The following is a 13,555-nucleotide window of genomic DNA, read 5'->3' as shown; positions in this document are numbered from 1 at the left end:
GTGCCGTGAGCAACCACCCAGCCAAAAGAAACTATTTCCTCTAACAAACGCCATGTGCAGCGATTCCGCCTGAAGACGTGTGTATAATCAGCGCAAAGAGGAGTCACGAGTGTCCCAAAACCGATTTTTACAAGATTGGATCCTACCAACCCTGGTAGGCCTTGCCATGGCTGCCCTGCTCTTGGTTATATTCCCACAACTGCGTGGTATCGCCCCTGAGGCCAATGGAAATAATGCCCAAGGTCCGGTTTCCTATGCCCATGCCGTCAATGTGGCAGGCCCTGCTGTAGTCAATATCTACACCCGAATGGCTATGCCGCAGCGCCAGCATCCGCTGTTCAATGACCCCCTTTTTAGGCGCTTGTTCGACAACATGGATGTCCCGCAAAGGCAGAGGATGCAATCCAATCTTGGCTCGGGTGTCATTGCCAGTGACAACGGTTACATCCTGACCAATCATCATGTAGTCGACCAGGCAGATGCCATTGTTATTCTTTTAGCTGATGGACGGGAGGCACAGGCAAGACTCGTCGGAAGCGATACAGATTTTGACTTGGCCGTCCTCAAAATTGACCTTGACGGCCTGACCTCCATTTCTGTTGGTGAGCCCGACAGAGCACAGGTGGGCGACGTCGTCCTCGCAATCGGCAACCCTTTTGGAGTCGGGCAAACTGTGACTCAAGGCATTATCAGTGCGAAAGGCCGTCACCTTGAAAACTCAGGTACCGGCAGCTACTTACAGAACTTTTTGCAGACAGATGCTGCGGTCAACCCTGGAAACTCTGGCGGCGCACTGGTTGACTCTCAAGGGCGCCTGCTCGGCATCAACACCTCAATTCTCAATCAATCCGGCTATTCAGGCGGAATCAGTTTTGCTATTCCCGCCAATATTGCCTTCAAAGTCATGCAAGATATTATCGCTTACGGACGGGTTGTACCCGGCTGGCTGGGCATTGAAGCTACTGGCATTAGCCCTCAAATGGCCAAGGAGTTCAATTTAAACTCTACTGGTGGCGTATTAGTAACAGCTATTTACAACGAGGGCCCCGCGCATGTTGCAGGTCTTCAGCCAGGAGATGTCATCACGCATATTGACGGCCTCCCTATCGGCGATGGCAAACAGGGAGAGGCCACTATGGCCACTCTGCGCCCCGGCGATACCATCTCAATAACCTTTATTAGAGAAGGTGCTTCCCATACAGTTAATGCCACAGTTTCAGAAGAGCCACAGACAAAAACAGCAATAGAATAACCCCTCAAGGAGGAGCCTCCATGCGCTCAATGGTTTTAGCTCTGCTTTTTACAATAACTGTAACTCCCGCAGTAGCGGAAGATAAGGAAGATTTACAAAAACTGCTGATTGATTTTATCAGCAAAGCTGCCTCTGATCCCCAGGCCCACCAACGCTTTTGGGCCGAGGACCTGGTATACACCAGCTCAAACGGAAAACGCTTTGGAAAAAGCGAGATTATGCAAGGAATGCAAACATCTCCCACCGAGCCTGTAACTACGAGCTATGCCGCCGAGGAGATCGACATTCGGTTGCTAGGGGATATCGCTATCATTGCATTCAAGTTATCTGCAAATGACAGCGGCAAGGGTGAACAAAGCTACTACTTTAATACCGGCACATTTATTAAACGGGACGGTGAGTGGCGCGCGCTAGCCTGGCAGGCTACCCGCATCCCCCCTATAGAATAAGTGCGTTATGTACACCCCGCATAGAGGAACCTGTCGGGGTGTATTACTCAGAGATCCTTGACCCGAAAACCCGCAGAGCGGGCATGAGCTTCTAACCCCTCCCCAAGCGCAAGAGTATGCGCTACGCGCCCCAAGGTATCAGCACCTTTTTCAGAACAGTAGATCACCGAACTGCGCTTCTGGAAATCGTAAACTCCCAGCGGTGAGGAAAAACGGGCAGTGCCACTGGTAGGAAGGACATGATTGGGGCCAGCACAGTAGTCCCCCAATGCCTCTGCCGTATAGCGCCCAAGGAAAATGGCTCCGGCATTCCGGATCTCAGGAAGGTAAGCTTCAGGGTTATCTACTGAAACTTCCAGGTGCTCCGGCGCAATCTGATTAGAGATTTCTATCGCCTGCTGAATAGATTCCACCTGGATCAATGCTCCACGATCAGCAAGGGAGCGGGAGGCAATTTCAGCTCGGGGCAACTCGGCTAGAAGCCTTTGCAGCGAACTCTCAACCCGATCTAAGTACTTGGAGTCAGGACACAACAGAATTGACTGCGCCTGTTCATCGTGCTCAGCCTGTGACAACAGATCCATGGCAATCCAGTCAGGATTTGTTTGCCCATCACAAATCACCAGAATTTCAGAGGGGCCCGCAATCATGTCGATAGCGACATGACCAAAAACAGCACGCTTGGCACTGGCCACAAAGATATTCCCCGGGCCAACTATTTTATCCACCGCGGGGACAGACTCAGTACCATAGGCTAGCGCCGCTACTGCCTGGGCACCGCCAATCGTAAACACCCGGTCCACCCCTGCTATTGCCGCTGCCGCCAACACCAGGTCGTTCAGCGCCCCTTTCGGAGCCGGCACCACCATATTTACGGCGTCAACCCCAGCAACTTTTGCAGGAATTGCATTCATAAGCACGGAAGAAGGGTAACTCGCCTTACCTCCAGGAACATAAATGCCGACACTTTGCATTGGGGTAATCTGCTGCCCCAGCACAGTCCCATCGGCCTCCGTATAGCGCCAGGACTCCTGTCTTTGATGCTCGTGGTAACGCCTCACTCTATTAGCAGCTGCCTCCAGGGCCTCGCGCTCCTCGGTACTTATACGACCTAGAGCCGCGGTAAGCTCAGCAGCCGGCAGAGCAAAGTCTTTCGCCCTTTCCAGGTGCCGATGATCAAAGCGGTTGGTGAACTCGATAACAGCCTTATCACCATGAGCGCGAACACGCTGCAATATTTCTGCAACGATACTTTCAACCTCTTGATTTGCCACTGCCTCCCAAGCCAATAGCTGCTTCAATTGGCCATCGAAATCTCTATCGACCGTATTTAGCCGACGAATCACTTTGCTCGTCATAATGCTTCGGGTATCTATTTGGTTTGTGCTACAGCCGATGCCAACTTCTCAATCAAACTATTGATTGGCGCATATTTCATCTTCATGGCTGCCTTGTTGACGATCAATCGACTGCTGATTTGCGCAATAGTCTCTCGGGCTTCAAGGCCATTGGCCTTTAGCGTATTGCCACTATCTACAATATCGACAATCTCGTCGGCCAAATTCATTAGCGGAGCAAGCTCCATAGCCCCATACAACTTAATAATGTCAACCTGACGGCCAATCGAGGCATAGTGCTTTTTGGCACTCTGTACAAACTTGGTAGCGACCTTAATTCGACCACTGGGCAGTTGCCCCCCCTTAACACCAGCGGTCATCAGGCGGCAGCGGGCAATGCCCAAATCGAGAGGCTCGTATATACCATCAGAACTATGCTCGAGTAGAGTGTCTTTCCCCGCCACACCAATATCTGCGGCTCCATGCTGCACATAAGTGGGCACATCCACTCCCCTCAGGAGGAGGAGATGCACCCCTTCGCGATTCGTCGGAAATATCAACTTTCGACTTTTAGTTAGGTCTTCAGCAGGCTCCAACCCTGCCGCCTTGAGAAGCGGTAGAGTCTCCTGAAGAATCCGCCCTTTTGTCAGTGCGATTGTAATTTGTGCAGTCATTTCGATTTACGCCAGTCCGTCATTGGCTCTAGGGGTTAACTTCTTAGCAATCAGCCAGGAACTCGCCGAATATTCGCGCCCAGCTGTCGGAGCTTTTCCTCAATACACTCGTAGCCGCGGTCAATATGATAAATACGATCTACCATAGTAGTACCCTCCGCCACCATACCAGCTATAACCAAGCTAGCTGACGCACGCAGGTCTGAAGCCATTACTGGAGCGCCCTTAAGCTTCTCCACCCCGGTAACAATTGCTGTATTGCCCTCCAGAGTGATATCCGCCCCCATTCGATTCAGCTCATGAACCTGGATTAAGCGGTTTTCAAAGATTGTTTCAACTACAGTTCCCTTTCCTTCGGCTACAGCATTCATTGCTGTGAACTGGGATTGCATATCTGTAGGGAAGGCTGGGTAAGGCGCTGTACGGAAGCTCACCGCTTTAGGGCGATTGCCTTTCATATCCAGCTCAATCCAATCGTCGCCACAACTGATATGAGCTCCGGCCTCCTCGAACTTAACCATAACCGCATCGAGGATATCGGCACGAGTATTGAGCAGGCGCACTTTGCCCCTCGCCGCAGCAGCTGCCGCAAGGAAGGTTCCGGTTTCAATACGGTCCGGCATAACAGTGAACTTGCAGGGGGTAAGCTTAGGTACACCGTGAACACGCAGGGTGTCAGTGCCAACCCCTTCAATCTGAGCCCCCATAGCAATAAGGAACTCTGCCAAATCGACGATTTCAGGCTCGCGAGCGGCGTTGTGCAGAGTCGTAGTTCCCTCTGCCAGTGCCGCTGCCATCAACAGGTTTTCAGTGCCGCCAACTGTCACTTTCTCCATGACAATATTGGCTCCCTTAAGACGACCATTGGAGCGCGCCCGAATGAAACCACCATCGATGGTTATCTCCGCACCCATTGCCTCAAGGCCCTTTAGGTGAATATCGACCGGGCGGCTGCCAATTGCACAACCACCGGGAAAGGAGACATTAGCAACTCCATGCCTAGCCAGCAGGGGCCCAAGAACCAGGATTGAGGCCCGCATCGTCTTAACCAGTTCATAGGGAGCTGTCAGGTCATTGACTGAGCGAGGGTCAATTTCAACACCCAGCTTTTCATCAATAGTGACATCACACCCCATACACCGGAGCAGGGTAATCATGGTGGTAATATCGTTGAGATGCGGCAAATTATCGATTTGCACGGGCCCGTCAGCCAACAAAGCAGCAGCCAATATCGGCAAGGCTGAATTCTTAGCACCAGAAATCCGCAGAGTCCCGGAAATTGGGCTGCCACCCTCTATTATCAACTTATCCATTCAATTTCTTTCTAGATAGCCAACACCTCAGCGGCAATGGCAAGTTAACGACTGGCTTCTTCTGGAGTCAGAGTCTGCATTTGCACGGCATGCAAGGTGCCATCGGCGATTTTTTCACCAAGTGCGGCATAGACAAGCTGTTGCTTTTTTAAACGACTCAGCCCCTCAAAGGAACTGCTCACTACAGTGACCATCAGGTGACTACCTTCAAAAGCCACTTCAACAGTACTATCGGGAATTTGCCCTTCGATTAGGGCCTTGATTTCGTCTGGTTGCATAGGAGGGACTTGCGATTGGTTAAAAACAGCACGCAAGTGTACTTGAATCAAGCGGAGTGCGCAGCTACGCACTCCAAAGTTCGCGGATCAACTCACTTTATTTGCGGCATCGTCTGCCGCTGACCAATTAGAAATCACCTTGTCGATGTCCCCATAAGTCTGCATTGACTGCGAGAACTGACTGCGGAAAGTCTTACCCAGGTTGACCCCATTCAGAATCACATTGATCAACTTCCACTGGCCTGTCCGATTGCGCACCAAGGTATACGAAACTTTTGTTATACCCTCTTTACTGCGAACTTCCTGCAGCACATTTACACGATTACCTTGAGGTGTGGTGCCGGGATTGACCACTTTTACATCCAGGTCGCCAAAATTTGCCACGCCGCGAGCAAATGTCGCTACAAGATCGCGACGAAAAGCATCCGTAAAGCGAGAGCGTTGGTCGGCAGTCGCCTGCTTGGCATAGCGCCCCATTACACCGCGAGCGATAAAGTCAAAATCAACAACCGGGGTCAGCACCCCTTCAACAGCACTGTAGTATCTTTGTGGGTCTGAATTTGCATACTGAGCGTTGGTACGAATTACCCCCAAAAGCTCATCGGAAACCCCTTTAATCATTACATATGGATTTTGGGCCGCATTGGCTGCAGGCACCACTGCAGAAGCAAAAACAACACAAAGCGCAAATCTAATCCACCGCGACAAACCGTTTCGGCCAATCCAAAATGATGCGTTCACAAATTATCTCCAGTTAGCAAATCAATCCTTGGACGCATATGACAGAATTTAGTGCCATAGCAATACCACATATCAACCTTCCCGCAGCCCAACTGAGAGTGTGTCGATCATCCATTGAGTGACATAGCTGACAGCGGAGACGGCAAACTATACCATGGCCACACCCGGCAATGTGGCGGTGTACGAGCGTGTCATTTGACACACCTAAAGTGCGCACTGGCTTTTTCCGCCGCCAGCAGCCCGCTAATATAGATTAGCACGACAGCAAAAGATCGAGTCGCCTTTAAATATTGGACTCATATGACAAAAATTATCCACGCTGTCGCATAAGTAAATATCGTAACTGTCGCATAATAAGACAGTTTTACGAGAACTTGTTAGAGCACTAGTAAGCGATTCGAGGCAGTTGATGACACAGGATTTGATTTTGGAAGCTGGGCGCCGCACCGTCCGCATGGAAACTGAAGCGGTGGCAGCACTGGAACACAGAGTTAATGGCGAATTCCAGCGAGCCTGTGAAATGATTATGCAATGTCGCGGCCGCACAATTGTTACCGGCATGGGAAAATCTGGGCATATTGGCCGAAAGATCGCGGCCACCCTTGCCAGCACTGGCACACCGAGCTTTTTTGTTCACCCCGGCGAAGCGAGCCACGGTGATCTCGGAATGATCACTCGGGATGATGTTGTCATAGCCATATCCAATTCTGGCTCATCCGCTGAAGTCCTCACCCTACTGCCTCTGCTAAAACGCCTGGGCATTCCACTAATTAGCATGGCAGGAAAAACCGACTCCCCTCTGGCTCAAGCTGCGGAAGTCAATTTGGATATATCGGTAGCCACAGAGGCCTGCCCCCTCAACTTGGCCCCCACCTCATCAACAACAGTTACTCTGGTGATGGGAGACGCACTTGCAGTCGCCCTGCTCGAGGCCAGGGGTTTTACTGCCGAAGATTTTGCCTTCTCTCATCCCGGCGGCGCCCTCGGGCGCAGGCTTCTACTGAAGGTTGAGGACGTGATGCATGCGGGCGATGAACTCCCCCAGGTAACTCCAGAGACGCTGCTATCAAAAGCCCTGCTAGAGATGACCAGCAAAGGGTTCGGCATGACAACTATTGTAAATAGCGACGGTGAATTACTGGGCGTTTTCACCGACGGTGATTTGCGCCGAGTAATAGATCAAAAAATCGAACTCGACAAAGCACTCATGGAGGAGGTGATGAGTCGCCGCCCTAAAACGGTTTCTGCTGACACCCTCGCTGCAGAGTCCCTGAGAATTATGGAGGACTACAAAATCACTGCATTAGTGGTAGAAGATGAAGCTCACCACCCTGTCGGCGTACTCCATATGCACGATATTCTGCGCGCCGGAGTTATCTGAGATAATACCGGACAATTAATACGCAGGTTTTGCCCTCACAATCAAAGGCGAAGAGAGATTACTCCGGTGATGCCCGAACAAAAATTAAATGACTCCCTGAAAAATATCCGCTGGCTTGTTCTGGATGTGGACGGTGTTCTGACAGATGGCAAGCTTTATTTTGACAATAGCGGCAACGAGCTCAAAACCTTCCACACCCTGGATGGGCACGGCATTAAAATGCTGCAAAACTCTGGGGTGCGTGTAGCAATCATTACCGGCCGGCGCAGTAATGTTGTAGAGCGCCGAGCGCACGACTTGGGTATCAATAAATTGATCCAGGGCCGAGAGGACAAGTTTGCCGCACTACAGGAGTTACTTTCTGAAGAGTCATGCCGCCTGGAAGATATCGCCTATGTCGGGGATGATTATCCCGATCTACTGGTAATGACCAAGGTCGGATGCCCCATCGCACCACCTAATGCAGCCCCCCCCGTACGGGAGCGAGCCCTGTGGATCACAGAGGCCCGTGGCGGCGAGGGTGCTGTACGCGAAGTCTGCGACCGCATTATGATTGCACAAGGGACCTTTGACGCGGCGCTCGCCCCCTATATCGGAGAAAAATGATGCGCTCGTGGTTGCCTCTCATACTGGTCATTCTGCTTATAAGTGCCGGGCTCTGGTTTTCCGAGAGTCCGCCAGAACAGCTCTTAGGCAAAAGGCCCACTCCTCAGCAACAAAATCGGGCTGCGGACCTTGTTATCAAAAGGGCTGAAACTCGCCATTTTGACCAGGCAGGCAACCTAGCTTATCGAGTAGATGCAGAGCAAATCACCTATTTTCAATTTAAACGTCGGGATCGAGCCAACCTTAAAGAGCCGCGCATGCTGTTCTATACGGACGACCAGCCCAAGTGGGCAACTCGCTCCCAAAGGGGTGTGGCCTTCAATCGAGGAGAACGTATCGTACTTAGTGGCGACGTTCAAATTGATGAACTCCCTGGCCCGAATGGCATCCAATTGGAGACACCGCGAATCACAATCTTCCCTGACAGGGAATTCGCCGAGACCGACAAAGTTGTTACTATTAGCTCCGGCCCCAACCGCACTGAAGGAACGGGGATGCGCGCTTACCTGAAAGAAAACCGGATGGAAATTCTATCCGACGTGAAGAGCAGCTATGACACCCAATAACCGCTATCCCTCTATGCTTAAGACCTTCACTGCGATTACGCTGGCAGCTATTACCACCGTAGCACAGGCTTTACCTGATGATAGAACCCAGAGAATCTCTGTGGGCTCGGAATCTATGTCAGCCGACCGCGCCAATAACTTAGTGGTTTATAGTGACAATGTGGTCATCACACAGGGCTCACTCCAAATCAGGGCGGATCGCGTGGAAGTGTACTTTACGGCCAGCGATGAAATCAGCCGGGTCATTGCTGTGGGCCGCCCCGCGCACTTCCAGCAAAAGATACTGGAGAGCGAGGAACCAGTTAAAGCCCGCGCTGAGCGCATAGAGTATGTCATCAGCTCTGAAGAACTGCAGCTCACAGGGCAAGCTTATATCGATCGCGATGGCAACACCCTGACTGCCGAGAAAATCGACTACGATCTCGCTACTGAGCAAATGAGCGCTCGCAGCCAACCGGGTCAAGGCAGAGTTGAGATGATCTGGAAACCTGAGAGCACCGAATCCAGCGAGCCAACTGAAACAAATACCGACACAGATCAGTAATCCACCCAAATTTCAATGCCTGTAAAACAGCGCTATTTACAATGATGTAATCCGCGGCCTGTCTCGGCTGCGGTTAGATTTCAGGACTCATTATGCCAACGCTACAAGCGTTACACCTCGCCAAACAATATAAGAAAAGAAAAGTTGTCCAAGATGTCTCTGTCAGCGTCTCAAGTGGACAGGTTGTTGGCTTACTTGGCCCCAATGGAGCCGGGAAAACCACCTGCTTCTATATGATCGCAGGACTGGTGCAGGCCGATGCCGGGCAAGTCCTGATCGACAACGAAGATATTACCCGCCTGTCAATGCATGGGCGCGCCCGCAAAGGAATCGGCTACCTACCCCAGGAAGCCTCTGTTTTTCGACGACTGTCAGTGCGTGACAATATTCTCGCAATCCTCGAAACCCGAAAAGGGCTCAATCGTACAGAGCGCGAAGAACAGGCCCAGGAGTTGCTCGAAGAGTTCAATATCACACACATTGAAAACAGCCTAGGAATGGCCCTATCCGGCGGAGAGCGGCGCAGAGTGGAGATTGCACGAGCCCTGGCTACAGACCCAAGCTTTGTCTTGCTCGATGAACCCTTTGCTGGTGTAGACCCTATTTCAGTTAACGATATCAAACACATTATTCGCCACTTGCGGGACAGGGATATCGGCGTTTTGATCACAGATCACAACGTAAGGGAAACCTTGGATATCTGTGAAACCGCTTATATCGTTAGCGAGGGACATATTATTGCCTCTGGCACTCCCGATGATGTCCTCGCTAACCAGCAGGTACGCGAAGTCTATTTGGGACATGAGTTCACGATTTAATGGCAAATAATGACAAGTGTAACTTAATAATAAAAATTTCGAGAAACTTATCATACATCAACCAAGAAACGACCTCTTAGCAGGCAATAGTCGGCACGCTTATTGCTTGTAATAGTTTGAGGGCCAAGGTAGTCTGCGCCATCTCGGGTTAATTTTGACGAACCCTTTGTCGCACTGGCCTGCAACTTTAAATTATGAAGCAGTCTCTCCAGCTCAAGCTCGGCGCACAGCTAACCATGACCCCCCAGTTGCAGCAGGCAATACGCCTCCTGCAGCTCTCCACACTAGATTTACAGCAAGAAGTCCAGGCAGCCCTCGACAGCAACCCAATGCTGGAAGCTGAGGGTGAAGATCAGGCTCAACAAGCAACAGCCAATACCGAGAGCAACGCACAACAAGAGCCGCCAGCCGCTGCAGGGGAGGATTTAAACCAAACAGCCGCTGAGGAAAAAGAGCTTGGTGATTCCGACTGGAGCCAGGATATTCCAACAGAGCTGCCGGTTGATTCTCACTGGGACGACATTTACAGCAGCTACAGTGGCCCCGCCGAAGGCGACGACCCCAATTTTGAGCGCAACTCTTCCACCGACACACTTCAAGACCACTTGCGCTGGCAATTAAACCTGACAGCACTTTCCAGTCACGATAAATGGATCGGCGAGCACCTTATTGACGCCATCGACCCAAACGGTCTTCTCAATACCACCGTTGATGACGTAGCCACCTCACTTCAGCTCGAAGAAGATGAGGTAGTTGCAGTCCTTAAAGCTGTACAACAATTCGAACCAGCTGGCTGCGGGGCCAGAAACCTCCAAGAATGCCTTCTACTCCAGCTCAAGCAGCTACCAGCGGAAACTCCGTGGCTAAACGAAGCGCAGACCATCATTGAGCGCCACTTGGAATTACTTGGAAAAAGGGATTTCAGACAACTCACCCGACGCACACGCCTCAACGAAACCCAGCTCGGCGAAGTGATCCGCCTTATCCAGACACTAACCCCCAGCCCAGGTGAGGAGTTCAGCGGGGAACAGCCCGCTTATGTCATTCCCGACATTATTGTGTCCCGTAAGGATCACCGCTGGCTGGTCGAACTCAATCCAGAAATCACTCCAAAGATCCGGATTAATGGCCACTACGCCTCCTTGGTAAAACGGGCGGACAACTCCCGGGAAAACAATTTCATGCGGGATCACTTGCAGGAGGCCCGTTGGTTCTTGAAGAGCCTGCAGAGCCGCCACGACACCCTGCTAAAGGTCGCCACGTCCATTGTGGATAAGCAGCAGGGCTTTTTTGAGGAAGGCCCAGAGGCAATGCGACCAATGGTTCTGGCAGATATTGCTGAAACCATTGGCATGCATGAATCCACCATATCCCGAGTGACCACCCAAAAATATATGCTGACTCCACGGGGAGTTTTCGAACTCAAATATTTCTTCTCAAGCCACGTCAGTACAGATTCCGGTGAGGATGCGTCATCCACCGCCATTCGAGCTCTGATTCGCAAGCTGATTGACACAGAAGTACCTCGAAAGCCGCTATCAGATAACAAGATCACTCAGGAGCTGGACAAGCAAGGCATCAAGGTTGCGCGCCGAACGGTAGCGAAATACCGTGAATCTATGGGCATCCCCTCCTCAAGTGAGAGAAAGAGGCTCATTTAAGCCACAACCCAAACACAGCCAATTAATCTGACTCCTAACCCACCTCCAGTCATGCGCTACTGGCGCCTTCCGCCCCCAACCTGCAACCAAAATCCAAAATTTGAGTGTATCCTTCCATTCTGGCCCACTTCCTAGTAGGGTTGCGACCCGATAGGGGGTGAGCGCCGGCTTGTGATGCACCTTTAAGGAGAAATCCATGCAGATCAATATTAGTGGCCACCACGTCGACGTTACCTCACCTATGCGCAGCTACTGCGAAAGCAAAATGGAGAAGCTGTCCAGACATTACGACAACATCACCAACGCGCAAGTAATTTTATCCGTCGAAAAACTGATCCAAAAAGCTGAGGCGACGGTACATATAAACGGTCACGACCTCTGTGCTGGATCCGAAGACAGAGATATGTACGCGGCAATTGATGCGCTCACCGATAAGCTGGACCGCCAACTGAAAAAACACAAAGAGAAGTTGCAGAACCATCGCTGAACTATGACACTGGAAGCATTACTCTCTCCCCGCCTTAGCCTTTGCCATCTGGCGGGGAGCAGCAAAAAAAAGCTACTGCTCAATATTGCCCAGGCCATCGCCGAACAATATCCTCAACACGACTCCGATACAGTTTTTAATCAACTGATCGCCCGTGAGCGCCTTGGTTCCACCGGTATCGGCGATGGTGTTGCCATTCCCCATTGCAGGCTGCCCGGCTGTGATAGCCCCATTGGGGTTCTCTGTACCACCCAGCCCGCCATTGATTTTGACTCTGTCGACCGCCAGCCTGTCGATTTGCTATTTACTCTTCTGGTCCCCGAAGATGCTGAGCAGGAACATCTGGATACGCTAGCCGAAATCGCCGCTCTGTTTTCCAACAGCCAGGTTAGAGATAAGCTAAGGCAAGCACAAAGTAGTGATGAGCTATATGCCCTCGCTATTGATAGTACCGCAGCCGCCTAGAGGAGGTTTTGTTAGTAACTGAGTTTCAGAGCTGACATTCACCTCATTGTTCAGGTAGTGCAACAAGCGAAATAATAAAGACTTGATCAAAGAAAAGGGCTCTCCATGCGCTTGGTGATAATTAGTGGACGCTCCGGCTCCGGAAAAAGTTCTGCACTGCAATTACTGGAAGATGTCGGCTTCAATTGTATCGACAACCTTCCCACCAGCCTGCTCCCGGAGCTGGTTAAGAGGGTCAAGGCACAACCGCCAAAAGAAAACACACCCCTGGCCCTGGGCGTCGATGCCCGCAACCTCTGGCAAGATATAAGACAGGCTCCCAGTGTTATTGAGTCCTTGCGCGAGGCAGGGGTTCAATGTGATGTTATCTATCTCGATGCCCGCGAGCCGGTTTTAGTACAGCGATTCAGTGAGACCAGACGGAAGCACCCTCTCAGCAATGATTGCACCCATTTACTAGAAGCTCTCAATCAGGAAAAAGAGCTGCTCACCCCTATCTCAACCATTGCGGATATGGTTATTGATACCAGCACCCTGAGTTTGCACCAACTGCGCGAACTGATTAAAAATCGTGTTGTTGGTGAACAATCAAACAGCATGGCGATTCTTTTCCAGTCTTTCGGGTTCAAGTATGGGGTGCCTGTGGACTCTGACTTGATTTTTGACTTGCGCTGTCTACCCAATCCCTACTGGGAACCAGCTCTAAGAGAAAAAACCGGTAAGGATATCGAGGTCGTTGAATTCTTGCGCTCTCACCCAGAGACCGCAAAGATGGAGGCTGATATCACCAACTTTTTGGAAAACTGGCTGCCCTCCTACCAGAAAAGTAATCGCAGCTACACCTGTGTCTCTATCGGCTGCACTGGGGGCCGACATCGATCAGTTTATATGGTTGAACAGCTGGTAAAGAAATTTTCCAAAGAGTTTGATAACGTCCAGATACGCCACCGGGAGCAACAAAAATAGATTTTTGTCGAGCAGCG

Annotated in this window: 16 protein-coding genes; 11 read left to right on the top strand and 5 right to left on the bottom strand. The window is 51.1% G+C overall.

The genetic code is table 11. The features are described 5' to 3' along the window. Positions 1-109 precede the first annotated feature (109 nt). Positions 110-1,252 (top strand): S1C family serine protease, encoded by a 1,143-nt coding sequence (locus tag ACJJI3_RS22085; protein ID WP_444940952.1) that lies wholly within the window; start codon positions 110-112, stop codon positions 1,250-1,252. A gap of 20 nt (positions 1,253-1,272) precedes the next feature. Further along, entirely contained in the window at positions 1,273-1,701 is a 429-nt protein-coding gene (locus ACJJI3_RS22080) for a nuclear transport factor 2 family protein (protein WP_444940951.1), read from the top strand. A 47-nt stretch (positions 1,702-1,748) separates the two neighbouring features. Here ACJJI3_RS22080 and hisD read toward each other — a convergent pair whose 3' ends face one another. From hisD to ACJJI3_RS22055, 5 genes are all read right to left on the bottom strand, one after another. Continuing rightward, positions 1,749-3,059: a histidinol dehydrogenase gene (hisD, locus tag ACJJI3_RS22075; protein ID WP_444940950.1), complete on the bottom strand. Its 1,311-nt coding sequence runs from the start codon at positions 3,057-3,059 to the stop codon at positions 1,749-1,751. Positions 3,060-3,073: 14 nt separating this feature from the next. Further along, positions 3,074-3,712, bottom strand: coding sequence for an ATP phosphoribosyltransferase (hisG, locus tag ACJJI3_RS22070; RefSeq protein ID WP_413663036.1), 639 nt, complete (start codon positions 3,710-3,712; stop codon positions 3,074-3,076). A 50-nt stretch (positions 3,713-3,762) separates the two neighbouring features. Further along, on the bottom strand, positions 3,763-5,025 hold the full coding sequence (murA, locus tag ACJJI3_RS22065) for a UDP-N-acetylglucosamine 1-carboxyvinyltransferase (protein ID WP_444896352.1): 1,263 nt from the start codon (positions 5,023-5,025) through the stop codon (positions 3,763-3,765). 44 nt (positions 5,026-5,069) lie between these two features. After that, the gene (locus tag ACJJI3_RS22060) at positions 5,070-5,303 is read right to left on the bottom strand and encodes a BolA family protein (RefSeq protein ID WP_444896351.1); all 234 of its coding nucleotides are present in this window, start codon (positions 5,301-5,303) and stop codon (positions 5,070-5,072) included. An 87-nt stretch (positions 5,304-5,390) separates the two neighbouring features. Next, positions 5,391-6,044: an MlaC/ttg2D family ABC transporter substrate-binding protein gene (locus ACJJI3_RS22055; protein WP_444940949.1), complete on the bottom strand. Its 654-nt coding sequence runs from the start codon at positions 6,042-6,044 to the stop codon at positions 5,391-5,393. Between the two features lie 409 nt (positions 6,045-6,453). On the opposite strand from ACJJI3_RS22055, the gene ACJJI3_RS22050 reads away from it, so the two are divergent. The 9 genes from ACJJI3_RS22050 (at position 6,454) to rapZ (ending at position 13,538) form a co-directional block, all read left to right on the top strand. Further along, positions 6,454-7,425, top strand: coding sequence for a KpsF/GutQ family sugar-phosphate isomerase (locus ACJJI3_RS22050; RefSeq protein ID WP_444933973.1), 972 nt, complete (start codon positions 6,454-6,456; stop codon positions 7,423-7,425). Positions 7,426-7,494: 69 nt separating this feature from the next. Next, complete coding sequence (locus ACJJI3_RS22045) at positions 7,495-8,031, top strand: KdsC family phosphatase (protein ID WP_444940948.1); 537 nt, start codon at positions 7,495-7,497, stop codon at positions 8,029-8,031. After that, positions 8,028-8,597 (top strand): LPS export ABC transporter periplasmic protein LptC, encoded by a 570-nt coding sequence (lptC, locus tag ACJJI3_RS22040; protein ID WP_444940947.1) that lies wholly within the window; start codon positions 8,028-8,030, stop codon positions 8,595-8,597. Before ACJJI3_RS22045 ends, lptC begins: the two co-directional genes overlap by 4 nt. Continuing rightward, on the top strand, positions 8,584-9,141 hold the full coding sequence (gene lptA, locus ACJJI3_RS22035; protein ID WP_444940946.1) for a lipopolysaccharide transport periplasmic protein LptA: 558 nt from the start codon (positions 8,584-8,586) through the stop codon (positions 9,139-9,141). Before lptC ends, lptA begins: the two co-directional genes overlap by 14 nt. Before the next feature lie 92 nt (positions 9,142-9,233). Beyond that, entirely contained in the window at positions 9,234-9,959 is a 726-nt protein-coding gene (lptB, locus tag ACJJI3_RS22030; protein ID WP_444940945.1) for an LPS export ABC transporter ATP-binding protein, read from the top strand. Positions 9,960-10,153: 194 nt separating this feature from the next. Next, a complete protein-coding gene (locus tag ACJJI3_RS22025; RefSeq protein ID WP_444940944.1) occupies positions 10,154-11,620 on the top strand; it encodes an RNA polymerase factor sigma-54 in 1,467 nt (488 codons plus the stop codon). Positions 11,621-11,816: 196 nt separating this feature from the next. Next, positions 11,817-12,107 (top strand): ribosome hibernation-promoting factor, HPF/YfiA family, encoded by a 291-nt coding sequence (gene hpf / locus ACJJI3_RS22020; protein ID WP_108734230.1) that lies wholly within the window; start codon positions 11,817-11,819, stop codon positions 12,105-12,107. A 3-nt stretch (positions 12,108-12,110) separates the two neighbouring features. After that, the gene (gene ptsN / locus ACJJI3_RS22015; protein WP_444896344.1) at positions 12,111-12,572 is read left to right on the top strand and encodes a PTS IIA-like nitrogen regulatory protein PtsN; all 462 of its coding nucleotides are present in this window, start codon (positions 12,111-12,113) and stop codon (positions 12,570-12,572) included. A 105-nt stretch (positions 12,573-12,677) separates the two neighbouring features. Next, complete coding sequence (gene rapZ / locus ACJJI3_RS22010; protein WP_444940943.1) at positions 12,678-13,538, top strand: RNase adapter RapZ; 861 nt, start codon at positions 12,678-12,680, stop codon at positions 13,536-13,538. The last annotated feature ends 17 nt before the right edge of the window (positions 13,539-13,555 follow it).

The organism is Microbulbifer maximicatervae (SeqCode) (assembly GCF_052466985.1).
The sequence above is the reverse complement of the archived record's forward strand: the minus strand, read 5'-3'. Positions and strand labels throughout refer to the sequence as shown.

What these genes read in the sequence shown, in the direction of transcription:
- ACJJI3_RS22045 (WP_444940948.1), top strand. Translation starts at nt 7,495, where the DNA reads ATGCCCGAACAAAAATTAAATGACTCCCTGAAAAATATCCGCTGGCTT.
- lptA (WP_444940946.1), top strand. Translation starts at nt 8,584, where the DNA reads ATGACACCCAATAACCGCTATCCCTCTATGCTTAAGACCTTCACTGCG.
- murA (WP_444896352.1), bottom strand. Translation starts at nt 5,025, where the DNA reads ATGGATAAGTTGATAATAGAGGGTGGCAGCCCAATTTCCGGGACTCTG.
- hpf (WP_108734230.1), top strand. Translation starts at nt 11,817, where the DNA reads ATGCAGATCAATATTAGTGGCCACCACGTCGACGTTACCTCACCTATG.
- ptsN (WP_444896344.1), top strand. Translation starts at nt 12,111, where the DNA reads ATGACACTGGAAGCATTACTCTCTCCCCGCCTTAGCCTTTGCCATCTG.
- ACJJI3_RS22060 (WP_444896351.1), bottom strand. Translation starts at nt 5,303, where the DNA reads ATGCAACCAGACGAAATCAAGGCCCTAATCGAAGGGCAAATTCCCGAT.
- ACJJI3_RS22050 (WP_444933973.1), top strand. Translation starts at nt 6,454, where the DNA reads ATGACACAGGATTTGATTTTGGAAGCTGGGCGCCGCACCGTCCGCATG.
- ACJJI3_RS22080 (WP_444940951.1), top strand. Translation starts at nt 1,273, where the DNA reads ATGCGCTCAATGGTTTTAGCTCTGCTTTTTACAATAACTGTAACTCCC.
- ACJJI3_RS22025 (WP_444940944.1), top strand. Translation starts at nt 10,154, where the DNA reads ATGAAGCAGTCTCTCCAGCTCAAGCTCGGCGCACAGCTAACCATGACC.
- rapZ (WP_444940943.1), top strand. Translation starts at nt 12,678, where the DNA reads ATGCGCTTGGTGATAATTAGTGGACGCTCCGGCTCCGGAAAAAGTTCT.
- hisD (WP_444940950.1), bottom strand. Translation starts at nt 3,059, where the DNA reads ATGACGAGCAAAGTGATTCGTCGGCTAAATACGGTCGATAGAGATTTC.
- lptC (WP_444940947.1), top strand. Translation starts at nt 8,028, where the DNA reads ATGATGCGCTCGTGGTTGCCTCTCATACTGGTCATTCTGCTTATAAGT.
- lptB (WP_444940945.1), top strand. Translation starts at nt 9,234, where the DNA reads ATGCCAACGCTACAAGCGTTACACCTCGCCAAACAATATAAGAAAAGA.
- hisG (WP_413663036.1), bottom strand. Translation starts at nt 3,712, where the DNA reads ATGACTGCACAAATTACAATCGCACTGACAAAAGGGCGGATTCTTCAG.